The organism is Isoptericola sp. NPDC057653, from assembly GCF_042799955.1.
In the GTDB taxonomy this organism is placed as follows: domain Bacteria; phylum Actinomycetota; class Actinomycetes; order Actinomycetales; family Cellulomonadaceae; genus Isoptericola.
In genome coordinates, this window is the sequence record NZ_JBHVHP010000001.1 from 1,619,561 (window position 1) to 1,639,996 (window position 20,436).

The following is a 20,436-nucleotide window of genomic DNA, read 5'->3' on the forward strand; positions in this document are numbered from 1 at the left end:
GATCATCCCGCCGGCGGATGAGACGCAGATGAGAGCCCGTCGTCGCCGCCCGGCCCCGGGTCGGGCGCCGCGAGCCACGCGTCGACGTCGGCCAGCATCGCGCGCCGGGCGGACCCCGACGCGCGGCTGGCGCGCACGGACGACCGGGCGAGGTCGGCCAGCTCGGGGTCGGTGAAGCCGTGCACCTCGCGGGCGGCGACGTACTGGTCGAGCAGCCGGGAGGAGAACAGGAGCGGGTCGTCCGCGCCGAGGGCGACCCGGGCACCCGCCTCGACCAGGGGCCGCAGCGGCACCTGGGACGTGTCGGCGTACACGCCGAGGCCGACGTTCGACGCGGGGCACACCTCGAGGGCGATCTCGCGCTCGACGAGCTCGGCGAGGAGCGCCGGGTCCTCGCCGGCGCGCACCCCGTGGCCGAGCCGGTCGGGGTGCAGCGAGTCGACGACGTCGCGCACGTGCGACGGGCCGAGCAGCTCGCCGCCGTGCGGCACGGACGCCAGGCCCGCGCGGCGGGCGATCCGGAACGCGGCCGCGAACTCGGCCGTGTCGCCGCGCCGCTCGTCGTTGCTGAGCCCGAACCCCACGACCTCGCCCGCGCCCTCCCCGGCGTACCGGGCGGCCAGCCGGGCGAGGGTGCGGGCGTCGAGCGGGTGCCGCATCCGCGACGCCGCGACGATCACCGCCACCTCGACGCCGTGCGCGGCGCTCGCGGCCCGCGCGGCGTCGAGCACGATCTCGACCGCGGGCGTGATCCCGCCGACGAACGGCGCGTACGACGTGGGGTCCACCTGGATCTCGAGCCGGCGCGACCCCTCCGCGGCGTCGTCCGCCGCGGCCTCGTCGACCAGCCGGCGCATGTCCGCCTCCGAGCGCACGCAGGCGCGCGCCGCGTCGTACAGGCGCTGGAACCGGAACCAGCCGCGCTCGTCCGCGGGCACCCGCAGCGGGTCCCCGTCGGTCAGCGCGCCGGGCAGGCGGACGCCGTGCTCCTGGGCCAGGTCGCGCAGGGTGGGCACCCGCATCGAGCCCGTGAAGTGCAGGTGCAGGTGAGCCTTGGGGAGCTTCGCCAGATCGCGCACTGCGCCAGTCTGCCCCGAGCGCGCCCGATCAGGGCAGCCAGCCACGCTCCCGGGCCACGGTGACGGCCGCCGTGCGGTCGTCCACGCCCAGCTTCGCGAACGCCCGCAGCAGGTGCGTCTTGACGGTGGCCTCGGCGATGAACAGCTCCCGGCCCACGGCCGCGTTGGACAACCCGCGCGCCACCAGCCCCAGCACCTGCGCCTCGCGCGCCGTCGGCCGCTCGGACGCCGTGCGCACGCTGGTCACGAGCCGCGTCGCGACCCCGGGCGCCAGCACGGTCTCGCCGCGCGCGGCCGCCCGCACGCCCGCGACGAGCTGGTCGCGGGGGGTGTCCTTGAGCAGGTAGCCGGTGGCCCCGGCCTCCACGGCGCGCAGGATGTCGGCGTCCGTGTCGTAGGTCGTCAGCACGACGACGTGCGGCCCGGTCCCGGCGATCCGGGAGGTGGCGCCCACGCCGTCGAGGCGCGGCATCCGCAGGTCCATGAGCACGACGTCCGGGCCGAGCTCGGCGGCCAGCGCGACGGCGGCCTCGCCGTCGGGGGCCTCGCCCACGACCTGCACGTCGGGCTCGCCGTCCAGCATCCCGATGATCCCCGAGCGCACGACGGGGTGGTCGTCGGCGACCAGCACGCGGACCGTGGCCCTCGGGCCGTCCGTGCCGTCCGTGCCGGCCGCGCTCACGCGGCGTCCCCGGCCGGCACCCGGACCTCGACGCGGGTGCCGCCCTGCTCGCCGGGCCCGACGTCGAGCGTGCCGCCCACGGCCGAGACCCGCTCGCGCATGCCGGCGAGGCCGAGGCCGTCCGTGTGCCCGGTGGAGAGGCCGCGGCCGTCGTCGATCACCTCGAGCCGCACGCCGGGCGCCGGGCCGGCGGGGTCCGCGGGCGCTTCGTGCGTCAGCCGGATCGTCACCGCGTGCGCACCGGCGTGCCGCCGCACGTTGGCCAGCGCCTCCTGGGCCGCACGCAGCAGCACGACGTCCGCGGCCGCGTGGCCGGTCGCCCCGCCGGGAGCGGTCGTGCCGGCGACGTCGAGCAGGACGCGCGCACCCGTCTCGACGGTGAACCGCTCGGCCAGGCGTCGCAGCGCCTCGGCCAGCGTCGAGCCCTGGAGGGGCACGGGGGCGAACGCCGCGACCAGGGCGCGGGCCTCGGCGAGGTTGTCGCGCGCGGTCTGCTCCACCAGCACCAGGCGTTCGCGGGCCCGGCCCTGCTCGCCCCGGTCGAGGGCGGCCGTCGCGGCCTGCGCCTGCGTCACGACGCTCGTGAAGCCCTGCGCCAGGGTGTCGTGGATCTCGCGGGCCAGGCGCTCGCGCTCCGCCGTGACGCCCGCCGCGTGGTGGGACTCGGCGAGCTCGGCCTGCGCGTCACGGAGCTCGCCCAGCAGCCGGGCCCGCTCCTCGGAGAGCCGCATCGTCGTCGCGACCCACAGCCCGAGCATGACGGCGAAGGCCAGCGCGATCGCCATCTGCGGTGCGGCCTGCAGCAGCGTCGGGACGTCGAACCCGCCCTGGAAGGAGATGCCCACCGTCGACGCGGCCGCCAGCACCACCGACGCCACGACCGCCCGGCGCGGCGGGTCCAGCAGCATCCACAGCTGCGTGAACGCGCCGAACAGCAGCAGCGTCGCGATGCCGTTCTGCGCCACCGTCACGGCGGTCCCGGCGATCAGGACGACCACGTACGCCGTGGCCGTGCGCTGGTCGCGCGTCCGCGCCGCACGGGCGCCCCAGAGCGCGTAGGCGAGGAGGATCGCCGCCATCGCGCCGTACGCCACCCACAGCTGCGGCCCGCGCTGCCCCGCCGACGGGAGCGCGACGGCGGTGAGCAGCACGATCGCGACGAACGTGCGGTCCCACCAGACGACCTGGCGCTCCCAGTCGTCGTCGACCACCGCGGCGTACCGGTCGGGGGCGGCGTCAGGCGGGTCGGCCGCGCCGTCGTCAGCCGTCGTCACGACGCCGCCACCGGAAGGTGCGCACCCCGACGACGAGCCCCACGATCAGCCATACGGCAAGTACACCAGCGGTGGCGAGGTGCTGCCACGACCCGCTGGTCTCCAGCGCCGCCATGTCCGCGGGCAGGAAGACGGACCGCATGCCCTGCGCGATCCACTTCAGGGGGAACACCGAGGCCAGGGTCTGCATCCAGGCGGGCAGGGCGAAGAACGCGAAGAACACGCCGGAGACGAACTGGAGCACCAGCACGACCGGCGTCACGACGGCGCTCGCCGACCGGCCGGAGCGCGGCAGCGAGGAGAACGCGACGCCGCAGACCGTGCCCGTGGCCGTGCCGAGCACGAAGACCCAGGCGAACGTGGCCCAGCGGCCGGCGTCCGAGGGCATCGGCACGTCGTAGACGAGGGCCGCGACCGCGAGCAGCAGGGCCGTCTGCACGACCGAGGTCGCGAGCGTCAGCAGCACCTTGCCGCCGAAGTACGCGGACGACGGCAGCGGGGTGGCGCGCAGGCGGCGCAGCGTGCCGTCGTCGCGCTCCACGGCGATGGAGATCGCCAGCGACTGGAAGCTGGTGAGCACGACGCCCGTGGCGACCATGCCGGGCAGGAAGTACTGCGCGAAGCCGATCTCGGCGACCTCGGTGCCCTGGTCCTGGCCGCCGAACACCGTGGCGAAGATCGCCAGCATGAGGATCGGGTAGGCGAAGACGAAGACGACGGCGTCGCGCTCGCGCCAGAACTGGCGCAGCTCGACGCCGGCGCGCACGAGCGAGAGGGGCAGCACGCCGGGCAGCCCGGCGGGGGTGCGGGCGGCCGGCCCGGCGCCGCTGGCGGGTGCGGTCGGGGCCGTGGTGCTCATGCGTCGCCTCCGGGGGTGACGAGACCGAGGTAGACGTCCTCGAGGCTCGGGCGGGTGATGGACAGGTCGGCGACCTCGCCGTCGGGACCGGCGACGGTCGCGACGAGGTGCGCGGCCAGCGCGGTGGGCGTGTCCGTGCGCTCGGTGCGCCGCGCGCCGTCCTGGGTCCAGGACACGACGGGCGTGCGTGCCCCGGGGCCGCCGAGGGACCCGGGCGTGCCCTCGGCCACGACCTGCCCGTCGCGCACGACGGCGACGCGGTCGGCCAGGTGCGCGGCCTCGGCGAGGTCGTGGGTGGTGAGCAGGATCGTGGTGCCGGCCTCGCGCAGGCCGAGGACGAGGTCCCAGAACGCCCGGCGGGCCTGGGGGTCGAAGCCGGTGGTCGGCTCGTCCAGGAACAGCAGCTCCGGGTCGCCGACGACGCCGAGCGCCACGTCGAGGCGGCGTCGTTGCCCACCCGAGAGCGAGCGGACCCGGGCGCCGGCCTGGGACGTGAGGCCGACCGCCGCGACGACCTCGTCGGGGTCGCGCGGTGCGGGGTAGTAGCGGGCCGTGGAGCGGACGGACTCCGCGACCGTGAGCTCCGCCTGGTCGCGGGAGTCCTGGGCGACGACGCCGATCCGGGCGCGCCAGGCGCGGCCCGCGCGGGCCGGGTCCTCGCCGAGCACGCGGACCTCGCCGCCGTCGCGGGCGCGGAAGCCCTCGAGGATCTCGACGGTGGTCGTCTTGCCGGCACCGTTGGGCCCGAGGACGGCGACGATCTCGCCGGCGTCGAGGTCGAGGTCGAGCCCGTCGACGGCTCGCTTGGCGCCGTAGCGCCTGGCCAGGCCGCGGACGCGGACGGCCACGTCGCCGTGCGGGTGCGGCGCGGCGGGGCGGGACCGGGTCCCGGTCGAGGATCGCGGGCCGCGCAGCGCGGTGGACGGCGGCGGGGCCGGTGCGGGGGTCGGCGAGGTCATGCCCCGAGCCTGGCCGCCCGGCGGGGGGCGGCGGGAGCCCCGGACGGGGGGACCCGGGGTCCACCGATCGGTGGACGGACCGGAGGTCCGGGGGCCCGCGCGGAGGCGGTTCGACCCACGCCTGCGCGTCGCGTACAGTTGTCCCTCGGTGGTTGATGCCCGCCATGCTCGAACGCGCCCTTCCGGGTGGTTCGGGACTGGACGGCGGGGGTCGAGCACGAAGGGTAGTGGCGCAATTGGTAGCGCAGCGGTCTCCAAAACCGCAGGTTGCAGGTTCGAGTCCTGTCTACCCTGCCAGCGTGATCCCCCGCGGGGCCGCGCGCAGCGGGGCCATCGCATGACCCCGGAACGCCAGGAGTCAGTGCCGTGGGTGCGTCACCGGCAGGTGGCGTGGCCGCGGCGGGAACGCGAAACGGGGTAGTGCGAGTGAGCGAGTCACCGGCCGAGGCCGTGGGGACGCCCGGCGGCGGCAAGTCGGCCACCGGCAAGCGCCCGCACCTGTTCGCGCGTATCGCGCTCTTCGTGCGCCAGGTCGTCGCGGAGCTCCGCAAGGTCGTCACGCCGACCCGTTCGGAGCTGATCAACTACACGATCGTCGTCCTGGTGTTCGTCGTCGTGGTCATGCTCTTCGTGACGGCGCTCGACTGGGTCATCGGTCTGGGCGTCCTCGCACTCTTCGGCGACTGACCGCGGCAGGCCGCCGGTCGCCCGCCCCCGAAGCAAGCAGATTCCAGAAAGCAGGTTCGTTCGTGTCCCAGGATCCGCTGGACCAGACGGAGAACGTCGACCCCACCCAGCCCGACGCCGACGGCGCCGAGGCGGACCTCGACGTGCCCACGGACGCGGAGCCCGAGTCGGGCACCGAGGACGCTGCTGACGAGACCGGCGCCGAGGACACCGACGAGGCCGCGGAGGACACCGACGAGGACGAGCGCCCGGCGGACGCCGACGGCGACGTCGTCGAGGACCCGGCCGAGGAGTTCCGCCGCACGCTGCGCTCGCAGCTCGGCGACTGGTACGTCATCCACTCGTACGCCGGTTACGAGAACCGTGTGAAGGCCAACCTGGAGAACCGCATCCAGAGCCTGAACATGGAGGACTACATCTTCCAGATCGAGGTCCCCATGGAGGAGGTGACCGAGATCAAGAACGCGCAGAAGAAGACCGTCCGCCGCGTCCGCATCCCCGGTTACGTCCTCGTGCGCATGGACCTGACGGACGAGTCGTGGGGCGCCGTGCGCCACACGCCGGGCGTCACCGGCTTCGTCGGCCACACGCACCAGCCCGTGCCGCTGACGCTCGACGAGGTCTACTCGATGCTCGCGCCGGTGTTCGTCGAGGCCGCCCCCGAGGCCGGCAAGGCCGCTGCCGCGTCCGGCGCGTCGGCGAAGGCGCCGGTCGAGGTCGACTTCGAGGTCGGCGAGTCGGTCACCGTCACGGACGGTCCGTTCGACACGCTGCCCGCCACGATCTCCGAGATCAACGTCGAGGCCCAGAAGCTCCAGGTCCTCGTCTCCATCTTCGGCCGGGAGACCCCGGTCGAGCTGTCGTTCAACCAGGTCGCGAAGATCTGATCAGCCCGGTCTGACGTCTCGCGCGGCGCGGCCGCGCGAAACGGGACGCAGCACTGCAACCGGGTCATCGCCCACGGCGTCGGCCCACGAACAGAGAGCAAGGAACGCGACATGCCTCCCAAGAAGAAGGTCTCCGGCCTCATCAAGCTCCAGATCAAGGCCGGCGCGGCCACCCCCGCGCCGCCGATCGGTCCGGCGCTCGGTCAGCACGGCGTCAACATCATGGAGTTCTGCAAGGCCTACAACGCGGCCACCGAGTCGCAGCGCGGCAACGTGGTGCCGGTCGAGATCACGGTCTACGAGGACCGCTCGTTCACCTTCATCACGAAGACGCCGCCGGCCGCCGAGCTCATCAAGAAGGCCGCCGGTGTGGCCAAGGGCTCCGCGACGCCGCACACGGTCAAGGTCGCGCAGCTCTCCCAGGACCAGGTCCGCGAGATCGCCCAGACGAAGCTCCAGGACCTCAACGCGAACGACATCGACGCCGCGATGAAGATCGTCGCCGGCACCGCTCGTTCGATGGGCATCACCGTCGCGGAGTGATCCGCGGGCGAGCCGCCCGGCCGTGACCTGGTCACGTCCGGGCGGCCCGCACCAAGTCCCGGCGAACGACGTCGGGCACGTGGCAGGGTCCGCGCGGACCCGCTCACCACGACTGCAGAAGGAGAAGCAGATGGCAACGCGCAGCAAGGCGTACCGCGCCGCGGCGGAGAAGATCGACCGCGACGCCCTGTACGCCCCCCTCGAGGCGGTCCGCCTCGCCAAGGAGACCGCGACGGTCAAGTACGACGCGACCGTCGAGGTCGTGTTCCGCCTGGGCGTCGACCCCCGCAAGGCCGACCAGATGGTCCGTGGCACGGTCAACCTGCCGCACGGCACCGGTAAGACGGCCCGCGTGATCGTCTTCGCGAACGCCGCCAAGGCCGAGGAGGCCGTGGCCGCCGGCGCCGACGAGGTCGGTGGCGACGAGCTCATCGCCAAGGTCGCGGCGGGCTACACCGACTTCGACGCCGCCGTGGCGACGCCGGACCTCATGGGCAAGGTCGGCCGCCTGGGCAAGGTGCTCGGCCCCCGTGGTCTCATGCCGAACCCGAAGACCGGCACCGTGACGATGGACGTGGCCAAGGCCGTGTCCGACATCAAGGGCGGCAAGATCGAGTTCCGCGTCGACAAGCACTCGAACCTGCACTTCATCATCGGCAAGGCGTCCTTCGACGAGAAGGCGCTGGTGGAGAACTACGCCGCCGCGCTGGACGAGGTCCTGCGTCTCAAGCCGACGTCGTCCAAGGGCCGGTACATCACCAAGGCCACGATGACGACGACGATGGGCCCCGGCATCCCGCTGGACCAGTCGCGTACCTCGAAGCTGCTCGACGAGGCGTGATCGACGCGTGATCCCGCAAGGGACTCGCTGAACCGCACCGCACGACGGCCCGGCACCCACGAGGGTGCCGGGCCGTCGTCGTCTCCGGGTGCGGGCGGCGGGCCGTCACGGCCCGTGGTGGTGCCCCTCGAGCCCGGGGAGGTCGGGCAGGTGGTGCTCGCTGTGCGGGACGGCCCGCGCCCCGGCCTCGGTGTCGGTGAGGCCCGCCGACGTGACCGTCGAGACGGCGACCGCCCCGGCGAAGAGGACCGCCAGCGCGGCGGTCGGGCGGCGGGCCCGGACGCGCCCGCGGTCCGTCGGCGCGCCGTCCGGCACCACGCGGCGGGGCCGGGTGAGGACGCCCACGGCGGCGGCCGCGGCCAGCTGCAGGGCCGTGACCGCCGCGGCGGCGGCACCGAAGTGCCCGCCCGGGGCGAACGCGACCAGAACCCCGGCGACGCTGCCCGCGGTGAGCGCCGCGACCGCGGCCCGCGCGAGCGCGTCGGCAGGGAGGCGCCGCGGACCCACGCCCCGGAGGACGCCGAGCGCCGCGACGAGCTCCGCCGCGCCCGCCAGCAGCGCGAGCCACCCCTGCGGCGCCGGGAGGACGCCCCGCACCAGCCCCAGGTTGACGACGCCCGCGCCCAGCAGCGCGAACGCGAGGAGGGTGCGGCCCAGCGGCACCGCCGCCGTGGCGCCGGGGGTCATGCGGTGGCGACCGCCGACGCCTGGGTGCGGTCGGCGGCGAGGCCCACGCCCAGCAGCAGGACGGCGCTCGCCAGGTGCAGCACGTTGTCCGCCCCGTTGAGCGCGATGATGTTGGCGCCGGTGCCGACCAGGAACAGGCCGAGCACGCCGACCAGGAGGTAGACCGCGCCGATGGTGACGTTGACGCCCTTGGCGGCGCCCACGGAGCGGGAGGCGATCAGCAGGGCGGCGCCGACGCCGAGGTGGACGATGTTGTGGAGCGGGTTCACCTCGAACAACAGCAGGTTCGCGCCCTCCGTGGCGGCAAAGCCGACGCCCGACGTGACGACGAACCCGGCGAGGCCGACCAGCAGGTAGACGGTGCCGAACACTGCGGCGAGGAGGCGGTTCGCGGACGAGGACATGATGGCTGCTCCTTCTTCTCGGGCGCGGGGACGTCCCGCGCTCACCCGGGGTTCGGAACGGCGGGCGCTGCGGATGGGTGCACCTGCACCGGCGTGTATCAGGAGGTCGGCGGGCCCCTCCCTCCCCGTGACGACGAGAGCGCGGCGCCCTGCGGGCCCGCCCTGCGAAGGGGTGATGGCATGACGACGCAACGTCACCCTTCATCCGTCCCGACGGGCGCCGTAGGCTCGGAGGTTCCGGGGCGCAGCCGTCCCGGCTTCTCGACGAGCCCTCACGAGGTGCGAACAGTCATGACACGAGCCACGGAGGAACCGCTCGGTGGGGCGCCCGACGCCGACGAGAGCCTGGGCGACCGGGCCGCGCGGGCCATCCTCGAGTTCCGTGAGGGGCGCACCGACGCCCTGACCGACCTGGTCCGCGAGGCCAGCCCGCTGCTGTGGCACACGGTGCGCGCCCAGGGTGTCGACCGGGACGTCGCCGACGACGTGGTGCAGTCCACCTGGGCGGCGCTCGTGCGGCACGCGGACACGATCGCCGAGCCGAAGGCCGTGCTCAAGTGGCTCCTCGTGACCGCCCGCCGTGCCGCGTGGGAGTCGGTGCGCAAGGGCCGCGCCGACCTGCGCCGCCGCACCGAGCTGCCCGACGACGTCACGGAGGGCTCCGCGGCCCTGCCCGACGCCGGCCCGGGCCCGGAGGCCGAGGTGCTCCGCGACGAGCGCGACCGCCTCCTCTGGTCGTCCCTGCGCCGGCTCCCGGAGCGCTGCCAGGAGCTGCTGCGACTCGTCTCGCTCGCCGACCGCCCGGACTACAAGGCGATCTCGGCGTCGATCGGCATGCCGGTGGGAAGCATCGGCGCCACACGGGGACGGTGCCTGGCGAAGCTGCGCGCCGTCCTCACCGAACAGGGGGAGGCCTCGTGGACATGAACCTGAAGCACGAGAACGCATGGGGCGCGCCCGTGCCCGGCGAGGACGAGCCCCTGGACGAGCGCGACGTCGCCGTCCTGGAACGCCTCGGCCGCGCCGTGCAGGCGGTGGACCCGATGCCCGACGGCCTCGTCGAGCGGTCGCTGTTCGCGATGACCCTCGCCCGCCTCGAGGCCGAGGTGATGGACCTGCAGCAGATCGAGGCGCCCGTCGGCTCCGTCCGCGGCGACGCCCCGCCGCTGGAGGCCCGCACCATCACCTTCACGCACGAGCGCCTCACGGTGATGATCGCGCTGTCCACCGACGACGACGGCACGCACGTGCGCCTCGACGGCTGGGTGGCTCCGGCGGACACCCTCGTCGTGGAGCTGCGCCAGCCCGGTGGCGAGCGCACCACCACCGCCGACGACGACGGCCGCTTCGCCTTCACCGCCGTCGACCGCGGTCCCGCAAGCCTGCTGATCCGACTCGAGGAGGAGACGTCCGTGACGACGCCCGTGGTGGAGCTGTGAGCGACACCCCCCAACGCCTGCAGTGGCGTACGCGAGCACTCGACCCGACCGACGCGCGCCGCACGGGGACGCAGCCGTCCCCGCAGCCGACGTGGTACGTGGGGGACCGGCTGCTGCTGGACGTGGAGGCGCCGCCGCGCTCCGGCCCGGCACCGCGGTGGCTCCGGCGGCTGCGGCACGCCGCGTGGCGCCACGGGGTCAACGTCGAGATCGAGCCCGAGACCTACGAGGACCTGGACCTGCTCTCCGAGGCCGCCGATCTCGGGGACTTCGACGACGCCCTCCGTGCCCGGCTCCGCCAGGTCTTCGGCACGTCGGCGGTGCTCGTCCGGTTGAACGAGGGAGGCCTGCCCGACGGCTGGAACCTCCTCACCGCGGTGCAGGGGAGCTGGGACCAGCACGACTCGAGACCGAGCGACGACACCCTCGGCTTCTCGCTCCCGTGGCCGGCCGGCCGCGTGTCGGTGCAGTCCGCGGACGGCCCGGGCGAGGTATCGCTCGGGCTCGACCACATTATCGTCCCCGGCGGCATCGGTGGCGGCGCCGGCAGCCAGCCCAGCACCTTCACGGCGACCCAGCCGTTCATCACCGGCAACCCGATCACGGTGGGGCACCCGATCACGGTGGGGCACCCGATCACGGTGGGGCACCCGATCACGGTGGGGCACCCGATCACGGTGGGCCACCCGGCGACGGGTCTCGCGGAGTACACGACCCCCGGGTCTGGTGGGCGGCAGCCTGTCGCGTGGGTGGGGGCCGTCCCCCGGGGCGAGATCCCTGCCGGAGGCACCCCGTTCGTCGGGGCGGACGGCCGTCGCCGACCGGTGGTGGCGCTGATGGACACCGGCGTCGGCCCGCACCCGTGGTTCGGGCTCGACGGCGCGCGGCGGCCGGCCGGCGTCGGCTGGACGGAGGAGGACCGGGACCGCGAGGACGTCGTGCTCCGGGACCCGGAGATCCTCGGGAGGCCGGTCGGACTCAGCCCGCGGCCGGCGCACGCGTACCAGGACCCCGAGGTCGGGGGCGTCTCGATCGACCCGCTCGTCGGCCCTCTCGACCCGGTGGCCGGCCACGGCACCTTCATGGCGGGTCTCGTCCACCAGCAGTGCCCCGACGCCGTGATCCTCGCCCCCCGCGTCTACGGGGGCTCGGGCATCGTGTCCGAGCGCGACCTGCTCCGCTCGCTGCGCCGGCTCCTCCTGTGGCACCTGCTCGGCCTGGCCGGCATCGACGGGTACGCGCCCGTCGACGTGGCGGTCCTGTCGCTCGGCTACTACCACGAGCGTCCCCGCGACGAGGACTTCGACCTGCCGCTCGGCACCGTGCTGCGCGAGCTGCGTCGTTGGGGGGTCGCGGTCGTCTGCTCGAGCGGCAACGACGGGCAGGTGCGCGAGACGTTCCCCGCGGCATTCGCTCCCCGGCTCGACCGCCGCACGGAGCCGCCGACGCCGGTCGAGGCGCTGTCGGCGGACGAGCCGCCGCTGGTCGCCGTCGGCGCCCGCAACCCGGACGGGACGACCGCGCTGTTCAGCAACGACGGCGACTGGATCACGTGCCTGCGACCCGGGTCGGCGCTGGTGAGCACCGCTCCGGTGACCATGGACGGGGTGCTCGCGCCCACCCGGTTCATGCGCGAGCTCTACTCCAGCGGGTTTCGCGCGACGATCGACCCCGAAGGGTTCGAGGGAGGGTTCGCGATCTGGAGCGGCACGTCGTTCGCCGCACCGGTGCTCGCGGGGGAGCTGGCCCGGCACCTGCTGGACGGCGGCCTCGGTGAACCGCAGAGGCCGACCGGTCCGGGCGGGGACAGCGCCCGTTGCGACCTGGTGTGGGGGGCGATCAGCCGCAGCACCGGGCTGACGGTCCCGGAGCGGGGCTAGCCGGTCACCTCACGACGACCGGCGACGAGCCGTGCGGACCTGCCGCCCGACGTGAGGGACGACGTACCCTCACCGGGTGGCAGGTCCACTGGAACGCGCGCACCGCCTGTATGCCGACGCCCATGCTGCGGAGGACATCGGCGGGTTCGTGCGTGCGCTCGCGGTCTACCAGGACCTGGTCGCGCTCCTCGACGGTGGGATGCCTGACGGTGAGCTCGAGGAGAGCGACCAGAGGGCGAGCATCGTGCTGCGTGTGCGCGCCCAGCTGGGGACCGCCCGCGCGGTGTACGAGACATCCGGTGACCTCGGCGAGGCGCTGGCGCTGCTCGCGCTGGCGGAGGGGGTCTGTGAACGGGGCGGTCTCGACGCCGAGATGATCGCGGTGCATGGGCAGCGGGGCCTGCTGCTCCTTCGCTCCGGTGACCTGTCGGGCGCACGGGACGCGTTGGATCGAGTGGCCCCTGGCCCGGACGCCGAGCCGTCGTTCGACCTCGGGAGCGTCCTTGTCAACCGCGGCGCCCTGCACCTGGAGGTGGGAGAGGTCGCGGCGGCCGCACGCGATCTCTCCGCCGCGGCGGGGATCGCGCGGGCGCTCGGGAACACGGTCCTGGAGGCGGCTGCCCGCCACAACCTCGGGTACGCGGCGTTCCTCGGCGGTGATCTTCCGGCAGCGCTCCGAGAGATGGCGGACGCCGCGGGTCTGGGCGAGCGGCCCGAACCGGTGGCGCTCCTCGATCGTGCGCGGGTCCTCGCCGAGGCAGGGCTCGTCTCCGACGCCGTCGACGCGCTGTCGGAGTCCGTCGCGATGCTCGACGGCGGCTCTGCCGTGGTCCTCGCCGAGGTCGAGCTCGCGCTCGCGACATGCCTCATGGACCTCCGCCGCTTCGACCGGGCCCGCGAGTCCGCGCGGTCCTCCGCGCGGGGGTTCGATCGCGCGGGCAACGCGCCGTGGCGTGCCCGGGCACGGGTCGTCGAGCTGCAGGCGCAGCTCGGCGCGGACCGATTCGCTTCCCGGCCTGGAACGCGCGCCACCCTCCGGCGGCGTGCGGGACGCGCCGTCGCGCTGGCCGACCTGGGCAAGACCGCCGGTGCAGTCGGGCGGCTGACGGTCTCCTACCCGGCGCTGCTCATGGCCGCGGAGTGGTCGGTCATGGCAGGCGACCTCGACGAGGCGCGCGCTCTCCTGGCGCGGGTGCCCGCCGACCTCGGCGACGCGCCCCTCTCGCTGAGGGTCGAACGGTCCGCGATGACGGCCCAGGTGGCGTTCGCCCGTGGCTCGCGCAGTGCTGGCGTGCGCGCCGTGCGGCACGGGCAGCGCACGCTGGCGGCGCACCGCGGGCTCGGTTCCGTCGAGGCGGTCGCCGCGACGGGGCTGCACGCGCTCCGACTGAACCTGGTCGACGTCCGTGCCGCGCTCGCGACGGGTGACGCTGCGGCGGTCTTCGACGCGCTCGAGCGCGGCCGTGCCGCCGCCGCGGGGACCGCGCGGCTGGTCCCGCCCGACGACGCGCGCCTTGCCGAGCTGCTCGAGCGCGCCAGGGCGGAGCACCAGGCGGCGCTCGCCCTCGGGGCGACGGCGACCCCCGAGGGCATCCGCGACAAGCGGGGGCACCTGGTGGAGGCCCGGCGCCTGCAGGACGAGGCGCGGGAGCTCTCCTGGCAGGTGGAGGGTGAACGGCGCCCCGTCGAACCGGTCTCGGCACGGGAGGTCCGGGCCGCGCTGCGGGCCGCGCCGGCCCCGCGCGACGCAGACGTCGTCGTCTCCTACAGCACGCTCGACGACGAGCTGTTCGCCGTGCGCCTCGATGCCCGGGGCTCCACCCTGCACCGGCTGGGTGCGCGGTCCGCCATGCTGGAGCAGGCGCGTCGTGCGCGGGCCGACCTCACGGTGGTGTCGAACCCGCTCATCCCGGCGGCTCTGCGCGACGCGGCGGGCCGGTCGTTGGCGCAGAGCCTTGCGCGGCTCGACGACCAGCTCGTCCGGCCGCTCGGCGGCGCGGGGGACTTGCACGTGGTAGCCCGCGGTCAGCTCCTCACGCTGCCGTGGTCGGCCCTGACGTCGCGGGTCGGCCGGCGCACCTGGGTGGGGGAGCGGGTCCACCTCGTGCGCTCGGCCGACGGCCCCGCGGTCCACCGTGACGACGTCGTCGTGCTGGCCGGCCCGGACACTGAGGGCGGCGTCGCGGAGGCCGAGGCGGTGGCGGCGGTGTGGTCGTCGGCACGGGTGCTGGTCCGGGGCGAAGCTACCGTTCATGAAGCGGTGCGGGCGCTCACCCGGGCGCGGGTGGTGCACCTGGCAGCGCACGGCACGCACGCGCAGGACAACGCGATGTTCTCGTCACTCCGCCTCGCGGACGGACCGCTCTTCGCCCACGAGCTCGACGGGGTGGGTCTCGCGGGCGCCACCGTGGTGCTCTCGGCCTGCGAGCTGGGGCTGTCCTCCTCGGACGTGGGCGGGGAAGCCCTCGGGTTCGCGAGCGTCCTGCTGCGCCACGGTGCGGACGCCGTGATCGCCGCGGTGGCGCCGTTGCGCGACGACGTCGCGGTCCGCGTGATGCCGTCCCTCCACGCGGGGCTGCGTGACGGGCTGCGGCCGGGGGAGGCTCTCGCGCGCGCCGTCGCGGACGAGCCCGAGCCCGTGCCGCTGGTGTGCTTCGGCCCGCTCGTCTTGTGATGTGGACGACACCTTGCCATCGCCACTGGCGCCGGCTGTGATGGGGGCGCCGAGTCTCGGCAGTTCGACTGAGACTGGGGACACCGACGGAAGGACGTTCGATGAAGACACGCGCCGCCCGCGTCATTGCAGGTCTGCTGCTCGCCGCCACCGCCGTGGTGGGCGCAGCGGCCACGGCGTCTGCCGAGCCCCCGGGCCCGCAGCACCCGTTCTCCACCCACTGACTCCGACGCATCGTCGCCTATGGGGCGGTCGGTGGTCCGGCGGGAGCGTACCGGACCACCGACCGCCGTCGTGTACAGTTCTCAGGTAACCCAAGACCGCCGGTCGTCAGACGCTGCCCGGGCTCGCCCAGGAAGCCGAAGACCGAAGTCCCGCGAAGAGTGCGGGGGCCTGCGTAGGTGACACGACGACGATCACACAGTCCGCTGTGAGCTCCGAGCCCCGTGCGCACCTGCGCCGGGGCTCCTTTCTTTTCCGGGTACCGGTGGCACCACCACCGGAAGGATTGCCATGGCGAGGCCGGACAAGGCAGCCGCTGTCGCGGAGGTCGCGGACAAGTTCCGTGACTCGAACGCGGCCGTGCTGACCGAGTACCGCGGGCTCACCGTCGCGCAGCTCAAGGAGCTGCGTCGGTCGCTCAGCGGCAACGCAACCTACGCCGTGGTGAAGAACACGCTGACCTCCATCGCGGCCAAGGAGGCCGGGATCGACGCCTTCGAGGCGGACCTCAAGGGTCCTTCCGCGATCGCGTTCGTGACCGGTGACCCGGTCGAGGCCGCCAAGGGTCTGCGTGACTTCGCCAAGGCGAACCCTGCACTGGTCATCAAGGGCGGTGTCCTTGACGGGAAGCCGCTGACCGCTGCAGAGGTCACCAAGCTCGCGGACCTCGAGTCCCGCGAGGTCCTGCTGGCCAAGACGGTCGGCGCGATGAAGGCCAAGCTCTACCAGGCTGCCTACGCCTTCACCGCGAAGCCGGCCCAGGCCGCTCGCGTCATCGATGCCCTGCGTCAGAAGCAGGAATCGGAGGCCGCTGCCGCCTGACGGCGGTACGGCGAGAACACCCCCCTCTGCTTCTGCCGGGCCCCGCGAGGCCCCAGGACGCACCAACCGAAAGGAACGCCATCATGGCGAAGCTCAGCACCGACGAGCTCCTGTCCGCCTTCGAGGAGCTCACCCTCATCGAGCTCAACGAGTTCGTGAAGGCCTTCGAGGAGAAGTTCGACGTCACCGCCGCGGCCCCGGTCGCCGCTGCCGTCGCCGCCCCCGCCGCCGGCGGCGGTGCCGCCGAGGCCGCCGAGGAGAAGACGGAGTTCGACGTCATCCTCGAGGCCGCCGGCGACAAGAAGATCCAGGTCATCAAGGAGGTGCGCGCGCTCACGTCCCTCGGCCTGAAGGAGGCCAAGGACCTGGTCGACGGCGCCCCGAAGCCGGTCCTGGAGGCCGCGAACAAGGAGACGGCCGACAAGGCCAAGGCCGCCCTCGAGGGCGCCGGCGCCACCGTCACCGTCAAGTGATCGCCGCGGCCTAGCCGCGCATCGCTTCCTGCGAGGCCCGCATCCCTTCGGGGGTGCGGGCCTCGCTGCGTCCCGGCGGGAGGCGCCCGCGGGACGGTTGTGGAGGTGTCGTGCCGTGACCGACGTCGCGCGCCGACGCCTGGCATCCCGGCCATAGCACGGGTTAGGCTGGTCCGACAACCGTTTCTTGGGCGGCATATGGCGGCCACCGAGACAACGTCCTCAAAGACCCAGAACCGAGGGCGTCCGCTCGTGTGCCCGCGCGAGTGGACAAACGATGAAGTTCTGGCTACGCTAGCGCTTTGCGCTCGCTTGTGCCCCGACGCGTCCCCGCCGACGAAGCCCCGCCCTCCGTGTCACGTCTTCGTGACCCCATGGGGCGGTCCACTCCCGCGGTCCGGCGCCTCCAGCCCTCGCAGAGCGTACAGCGTGCCATCGAACTGCAGGGAAGGACCCCTCTTGGCTGCCTCGCGCACCCCTTCTGTTCCGTCCGCCGACGCCATCGCGAACCGCACCGCTTCCCGCCGCGTCTCCTTCGCCAAGATCTACGAGCCGCTCGAGGTCCCCGACCTCCTCGGGCTGCAGACCGAGAGCTTCGACTGGCTGCTCGGCAGCCCCGCCTGGCAGGCCCGGGTCGAGGCGGCCACCGCCGCCGGCCGGTCCGACGTCCCGGCCACCTCGGGCCTGGAGGAGATCTTCGAGGAGATCTCGCCGATCGAGGACTTCGGCCAGTCGATGTCCCTCTCGTTCTCGAACCACCGGTTCGAGCCCCCGAAGTACACGGCTGACGAGTGCAAGGAGAAGGACTTCACCTTCGCCGCGCCGCTGTTCGTGACCGCCGAGTTCGTGAACTACACGACCGGTGAGATCAAGAGCCAGACGGTCTTCATGGGTGACTTCCCGCTCATGACCGCGCGCGGCACGTTCATCATCAACGGCACCGAGCGCGTCGTCGTCTCGCAGCTGGTCCGTTCCCCGGGCGTCTACTTCGAGCGCACCCCCGACAAGACGAGCGACAAGGACGTCTTCTCGGCGAAGGTCATCCCGTCGCGCGGCGCCTGGCTCGAGTTCGAGATCGACAAGCGCGACGCCGTCGGCGTGCGCGTCGACCGCAAGCGCAAGCAGCCCGTCACCGTCCTCCTCAAGGCCCTCGGCCTCACGGAGGCGGAGATCCGCGAGGAGTTCGCGGACTTCCCGTCGGTGCTCGACACCCTCGAGAAGGACCACGTCCACACCCAGGACGAGGCCCTCGTCGACCTGTACCGCAAGATCCGTCCGGGCGAGCCGCCCACGGTCGAGGCCGGTCGCGCGCTGCTCGAGAACTTCTACTTCAACCCGAAGCGCTACGACCTCGCGAAGGTCGGCCGCTACAAGATCAGCAAGAAGCTGGGCGTCGACGCGCCGCTGGCGGACTCGACGCTGTCGGTGACGGACGTCGTCGCGACGATCAAGTACCTGGCCGCGCTGCACGCCGACCTGGTGACCATCCCCGGCACCCGGGACGGCCAGCCGACCGAGGTCCGCGTCGAGACGGACGACATCGACCACTTCGGCAACCGTCGCATCCGCGCCGTCGGCGAGCTCATCCAGAACCAGGTGCGCACGGGCCTGTCCCGCATGGAGCGCGTGGTCCGCGAGCGGATGACGACGCAGGACGTCGAGGCGATCACGCCGCAGACGCTGATCAACATCCGCCCCGTGGTCGCGTCGATCCGCGAGTTCTTCGGCACCTCGCAGCTGTCGCAGTTCATGGACCAGAACAACCCGCTCGCTGGCCTGACGCACAAGCGTCGTCTGAACGCCCTCGGCCCGGGTGGTCTGTCCCGCGACCGCGCCGGCATGGAGGTCCGTGACGTCCACCCGTCGCACTACGGCCGCATGTGCCCGATCGAGACCCCTGAGGGCCCGAACATCGGCCTCATCGGCTCGCTCGCGTCGTTCGGTCGCATCAACCCGTTCGGCTTCATCGAGACGCCGTACCGCAAGGTCACCGACGGCAAGGTCACGGACGAGATCGTCTACCTGACCGCCGACGACGAGGACCGGCACATCATCGCCCAGGCGAACACCGAGCTCGCCGTGGACGGCACGTTCCTCCGCGAGCGCGTGCTGGTGCGCACCAAGGGCGGCGAGACCGACGACCTGCCGCCGGCCGAGATCGACTACATGGACGTCTCGCCGCGCCAGATGGTGTCCGTCGCGACGGCGCTCATCCCGTTCCTCGAGCACGACGACGCGAACCGCGCGCTCATGGGCGCCAACATGCAGCGCCAGGCCGTGCCGCTGGTGCGCTCCGAGGCGCCGCTGGTCGGCACCGGCATGGAGCGTCGTGCGGCCGTCGACGCCGGCGACGTCATCGTGGCGACCAAGCCCGGTGTGGTCACCGAGGTCTCGGCCGACCTGGTCCTCGTCGCGAACGACGACGGCACCACCGGCTCGTACCGCGCCGCGAAGTTCCGCCGCTCGAACCAGGGCACCAGCTACAACCAGCGCGTGCTCGTGGACGAGGGCCAGCGGGTCGAGGTCGGCTCCGTGCTGGCCGACGGCCCGGCGACCGACGAGGGCGACCTCGCGCTCGGCCGCAACCTGCTCGTGGCGTTCATGTCGTGGGAGGGCCACAACTACGAGGACGCGATCATCCTGTCGCAGCGCCTCGTGGAGGACGACGTCCTCTCCTCGATCCACATCGAGGAGCACGAGGTCGACGCCCGCGACACGAAGCTCGGGCCCGAGGAGATCACGCGGGACATCCCGAACGTCTCCGAGGACGTCCTGGCCGACCTCGACGAGCGCGGCGTGATCCGCATCGGTGCCGAGGTCGGCGCGGGTGACGTGCTGGTCGGCAAGGTCACCCCCAAGGGCGAGACCGAGCTGACCCCGGAGGAGCGCCTGCTGCGCGCCATCTTCGGCGAGAAGGCCCGCGAGGTCCGCGACACGTCCCTCAAGGTGCCCCACGGCGAGCAGGGCACGGTCATCGGCGTGCGCGAGTTCAACCGGGAGGACGGCGACGAGCTGCCCGCCGGCGTGAACCAGCTGGTGCGCGTCTACATCGCCCAGCGCCGCAAGATCACCGTCGGCGACAAGCTCGCCGGCCGGCACGGCAACAAGGGCGTCATCTCGAAGATCCTGCCGCAGGAGGACATGCCGTTCCTCCCCGACGGCACGCCGGTCGACGTCATCCTCAACCCGCTGGGCGTGCCCGGTCGGATGAACGTCGGCCAGGTCCTCGAGACCCACCTGGGCTGGGTCGCCAGCCGCGGCTGGGACATCGAGCTGGCCGAGGGCGACGACCTCTCCTGGAAGGAGACGCTGCCCGCGGTCGCGGCGAAGTCGGAGCCGCGGACGCCGGTGGCGACGCCGGTGTTCGACGGCCTCGAGGAGTCCGGCCTGCGCGGTCTGCTCTCGACGACGCTGCCGAACCGTGACGGCGAGCGCATGGTCGCCACCGACGGCAAGGCCCGGCTCTTCGACGGCCGCTCCGGCGAGCCGTTCCCGGACCCGGTGTCGGTGGGCTACATGTACATCCTCAAGCTCCACCACCTGGTCGACGACAAGATCCACGCGCGCTCGACCGGCCCGTACTCGATGATCACGCAGCAGCCGCTGGGTGGTAAGGCGCAGTTCGGTGGCCAGCGCTTCGGTGAGATGGAGGTGTGGGCCCTCGAGGCGTACGGCGCGGCCTACACGCTGCAGGAGCTGCTCACCATCAAGTCCGACGACGTCCCCGGCCGCGTGAAGGTGTACGAGGCGATCGTCAAGGGCGAGAACATCCCCGACTCGGGCATCCCGGAGTCCTTCAAGGTGCTCCTCAAGGAGATGCAGTCGCTGTGCCTGAACGTCGAGGTGCTCTCGAGCGACGGAACCTCCATCGAGATGAAGGAGTCCGACGACGAGGTGTACCGCGCCGCGGAGGAGCTGGGCATCGATCTGTCCCGACGCCCCAACTCGGCCGCCACGGTCGACGAGATCTGATCCAGCGACCAGCTGAACTCCACGGACATTCGAAAAGCTTTGAGGAAGTAGG

General features: G+C 73.2%; 19 protein-coding genes and 1 tRNA gene. 13 read left to right on the top strand and 7 right to left on the bottom strand.

Features of this window, described 5'->3' with window-relative positions; genetic code table 11:
• Positions 1-2 precede the first annotated feature (2 nt).
• The 5 genes from ACFU9A_RS07235 to ACFU9A_RS07255 are packed head-to-tail and all read right to left on the bottom strand — an operon-like array spanning position 3 to position 4,853.
• Positions 3-1,079 (bottom strand): adenosine deaminase, encoded by a 1,077-nt coding sequence (locus tag ACFU9A_RS07235; RefSeq protein WP_430574575.1) that lies wholly within the window; start codon positions 1,077-1,079, stop codon positions 3-5.
• 28 nt (positions 1,080-1,107) lie between these two features.
• Positions 1,108-1,761 (bottom strand): response regulator, encoded by a 654-nt coding sequence (locus tag ACFU9A_RS07240; RefSeq protein WP_430574576.1) that lies wholly within the window; start codon positions 1,759-1,761, stop codon positions 1,108-1,110.
• The gene (locus tag ACFU9A_RS07245) at positions 1,758-3,035 is read right to left on the bottom strand and encodes a sensor histidine kinase (protein WP_430574577.1); all 1,278 of its coding nucleotides are present in this window, start codon (positions 3,033-3,035) and stop codon (positions 1,758-1,760) included. The genes ACFU9A_RS07240 and ACFU9A_RS07245 overlap by 4 nt, the downstream gene beginning before the upstream one ends.
• Positions 3,022-3,894 (bottom strand): ABC transporter permease, encoded by an 873-nt coding sequence (locus ACFU9A_RS07250; RefSeq protein WP_430574578.1) that lies wholly within the window; start codon positions 3,892-3,894, stop codon positions 3,022-3,024. The genes ACFU9A_RS07245 and ACFU9A_RS07250 overlap by 14 nt, the downstream gene beginning before the upstream one ends.
• Positions 3,891-4,853 carry an ABC transporter ATP-binding protein gene (locus ACFU9A_RS07255; RefSeq protein WP_430574579.1) on the bottom strand — a complete coding sequence of 321 codons (963 nt, stop codon included), beginning with the start codon at positions 4,851-4,853 and terminating at the stop codon, positions 3,891-3,893. Before ACFU9A_RS07255 ends, ACFU9A_RS07250 begins: the two co-directional genes overlap by 4 nt.
• Positions 4,854-5,074: 221 nt before the next feature.
• On the opposite strand from ACFU9A_RS07255, the gene ACFU9A_RS07260 reads away from it, so the two are divergent.
• The 5 genes from ACFU9A_RS07260 (at position 5,075) to rplA (ending at position 7,811) form a co-directional block, all read left to right on the top strand.
• Positions 5,075-5,150 (top strand) — tRNA-Trp (locus tag ACFU9A_RS07260).
• 129 nt (positions 5,151-5,279) lie between these two features.
• The gene (gene secE / locus ACFU9A_RS07265) at positions 5,280-5,540 is read left to right on the top strand and encodes a preprotein translocase subunit SecE (protein WP_430574580.1); all 261 of its coding nucleotides are present in this window, start codon (positions 5,280-5,282) and stop codon (positions 5,538-5,540) included.
• 62 nt (positions 5,541-5,602) lie between these two features.
• Positions 5,603-6,427, top strand: a complete 825-nt coding sequence (gene nusG / locus ACFU9A_RS07270; RefSeq protein WP_430574581.1) for a transcription termination/antitermination protein NusG — start codon at positions 5,603-5,605, stop codon at positions 6,425-6,427.
• Between the two features lie 111 nt (positions 6,428-6,538).
• Positions 6,539-6,970: a 50S ribosomal protein L11 gene (gene rplK / locus ACFU9A_RS07275; protein ID WP_430548497.1), complete on the top strand. Its 432-nt coding sequence runs from the start codon at positions 6,539-6,541 to the stop codon at positions 6,968-6,970.
• A gap of 130 nt (positions 6,971-7,100) precedes the next feature.
• Positions 7,101-7,811 carry a 50S ribosomal protein L1 gene (rplA, locus tag ACFU9A_RS07280; RefSeq protein ID WP_430574582.1) on the top strand — a complete coding sequence of 237 codons (711 nt, stop codon included), beginning with the start codon at positions 7,101-7,103 and terminating at the stop codon, positions 7,809-7,811.
• Positions 7,812-7,916: 105 nt separating this feature from the next.
• Here rplA and ACFU9A_RS07285 read toward each other — a convergent pair whose 3' ends face one another.
• Both ACFU9A_RS07285 and ACFU9A_RS07290 read right to left on the bottom strand, forming a co-directional pair.
• Positions 7,917-8,498, bottom strand: a complete 582-nt coding sequence (locus ACFU9A_RS07285; protein WP_430574583.1) for a hypothetical protein — start codon at positions 8,496-8,498, stop codon at positions 7,917-7,919.
• Positions 8,495-8,902 (bottom strand): DUF4383 domain-containing protein, encoded by a 408-nt coding sequence (locus ACFU9A_RS07290; RefSeq protein ID WP_430574584.1) that lies wholly within the window; start codon positions 8,900-8,902, stop codon positions 8,495-8,497. The genes ACFU9A_RS07285 and ACFU9A_RS07290 overlap by 4 nt, the downstream gene beginning before the upstream one ends.
• A 291-nt stretch (positions 8,903-9,193) precedes the next feature.
• Between ACFU9A_RS07290 and ACFU9A_RS07295 the strand changes: the two genes are divergently transcribed.
• From ACFU9A_RS07295 to rpoB, 8 genes are all read left to right on the top strand, one after another.
• Positions 9,194-9,829, top strand: coding sequence for an RNA polymerase sigma factor (locus ACFU9A_RS07295; RefSeq protein WP_430574585.1), 636 nt, complete (start codon positions 9,194-9,196; stop codon positions 9,827-9,829).
• Positions 9,826-10,341, top strand: coding sequence for a hypothetical protein (locus ACFU9A_RS07300; RefSeq protein WP_430575353.1), 516 nt, complete (start codon positions 9,826-9,828; stop codon positions 10,339-10,341). The genes ACFU9A_RS07295 and ACFU9A_RS07300 overlap by 4 nt, the downstream gene beginning before the upstream one ends.
• Positions 10,338-12,221 carry a S8/S53 family peptidase gene (locus tag ACFU9A_RS07305; RefSeq protein ID WP_430574586.1) on the top strand — a complete coding sequence of 628 codons (1,884 nt, stop codon included), beginning with the start codon at positions 10,338-10,340 and terminating at the stop codon, positions 12,219-12,221. The genes ACFU9A_RS07300 and ACFU9A_RS07305 overlap by 4 nt, the downstream gene beginning before the upstream one ends.
• Before the next feature lie 76 nt (positions 12,222-12,297).
• Complete coding sequence (locus tag ACFU9A_RS07310; RefSeq protein WP_430574587.1) at positions 12,298-14,895, top strand: CHAT domain-containing protein; 2,598 nt, start codon at positions 12,298-12,300, stop codon at positions 14,893-14,895.
• Between the two features lie 101 nt (positions 14,896-14,996).
• A complete protein-coding gene (locus ACFU9A_RS07315) occupies positions 14,997-15,119 on the top strand; it encodes a hypothetical protein (protein ID WP_430574588.1) in 123 nt (40 codons plus the stop codon).
• Between the two features lie 289 nt (positions 15,120-15,408).
• The gene (gene rplJ, locus ACFU9A_RS07320; protein ID WP_380322286.1) at positions 15,409-15,939 is read left to right on the top strand and encodes a 50S ribosomal protein L10; all 531 of its coding nucleotides are present in this window, start codon (positions 15,409-15,411) and stop codon (positions 15,937-15,939) included.
• A gap of 83 nt (positions 15,940-16,022) precedes the next feature.
• Entirely contained in the window at positions 16,023-16,412 is a 390-nt protein-coding gene (gene rplL / locus ACFU9A_RS07325) for a 50S ribosomal protein L7/L12 (protein WP_430574589.1), read from the top strand.
• A 459-nt stretch (positions 16,413-16,871) separates the two neighbouring features.
• Positions 16,872-20,384 carry a DNA-directed RNA polymerase subunit beta gene (rpoB, locus tag ACFU9A_RS07330; protein WP_430574590.1) on the top strand — a complete coding sequence of 1,171 codons (3,513 nt, stop codon included), beginning with the start codon at positions 16,872-16,874 and terminating at the stop codon, positions 20,382-20,384.
• Positions 20,385-20,436: the final 52 nt, after the last annotated feature.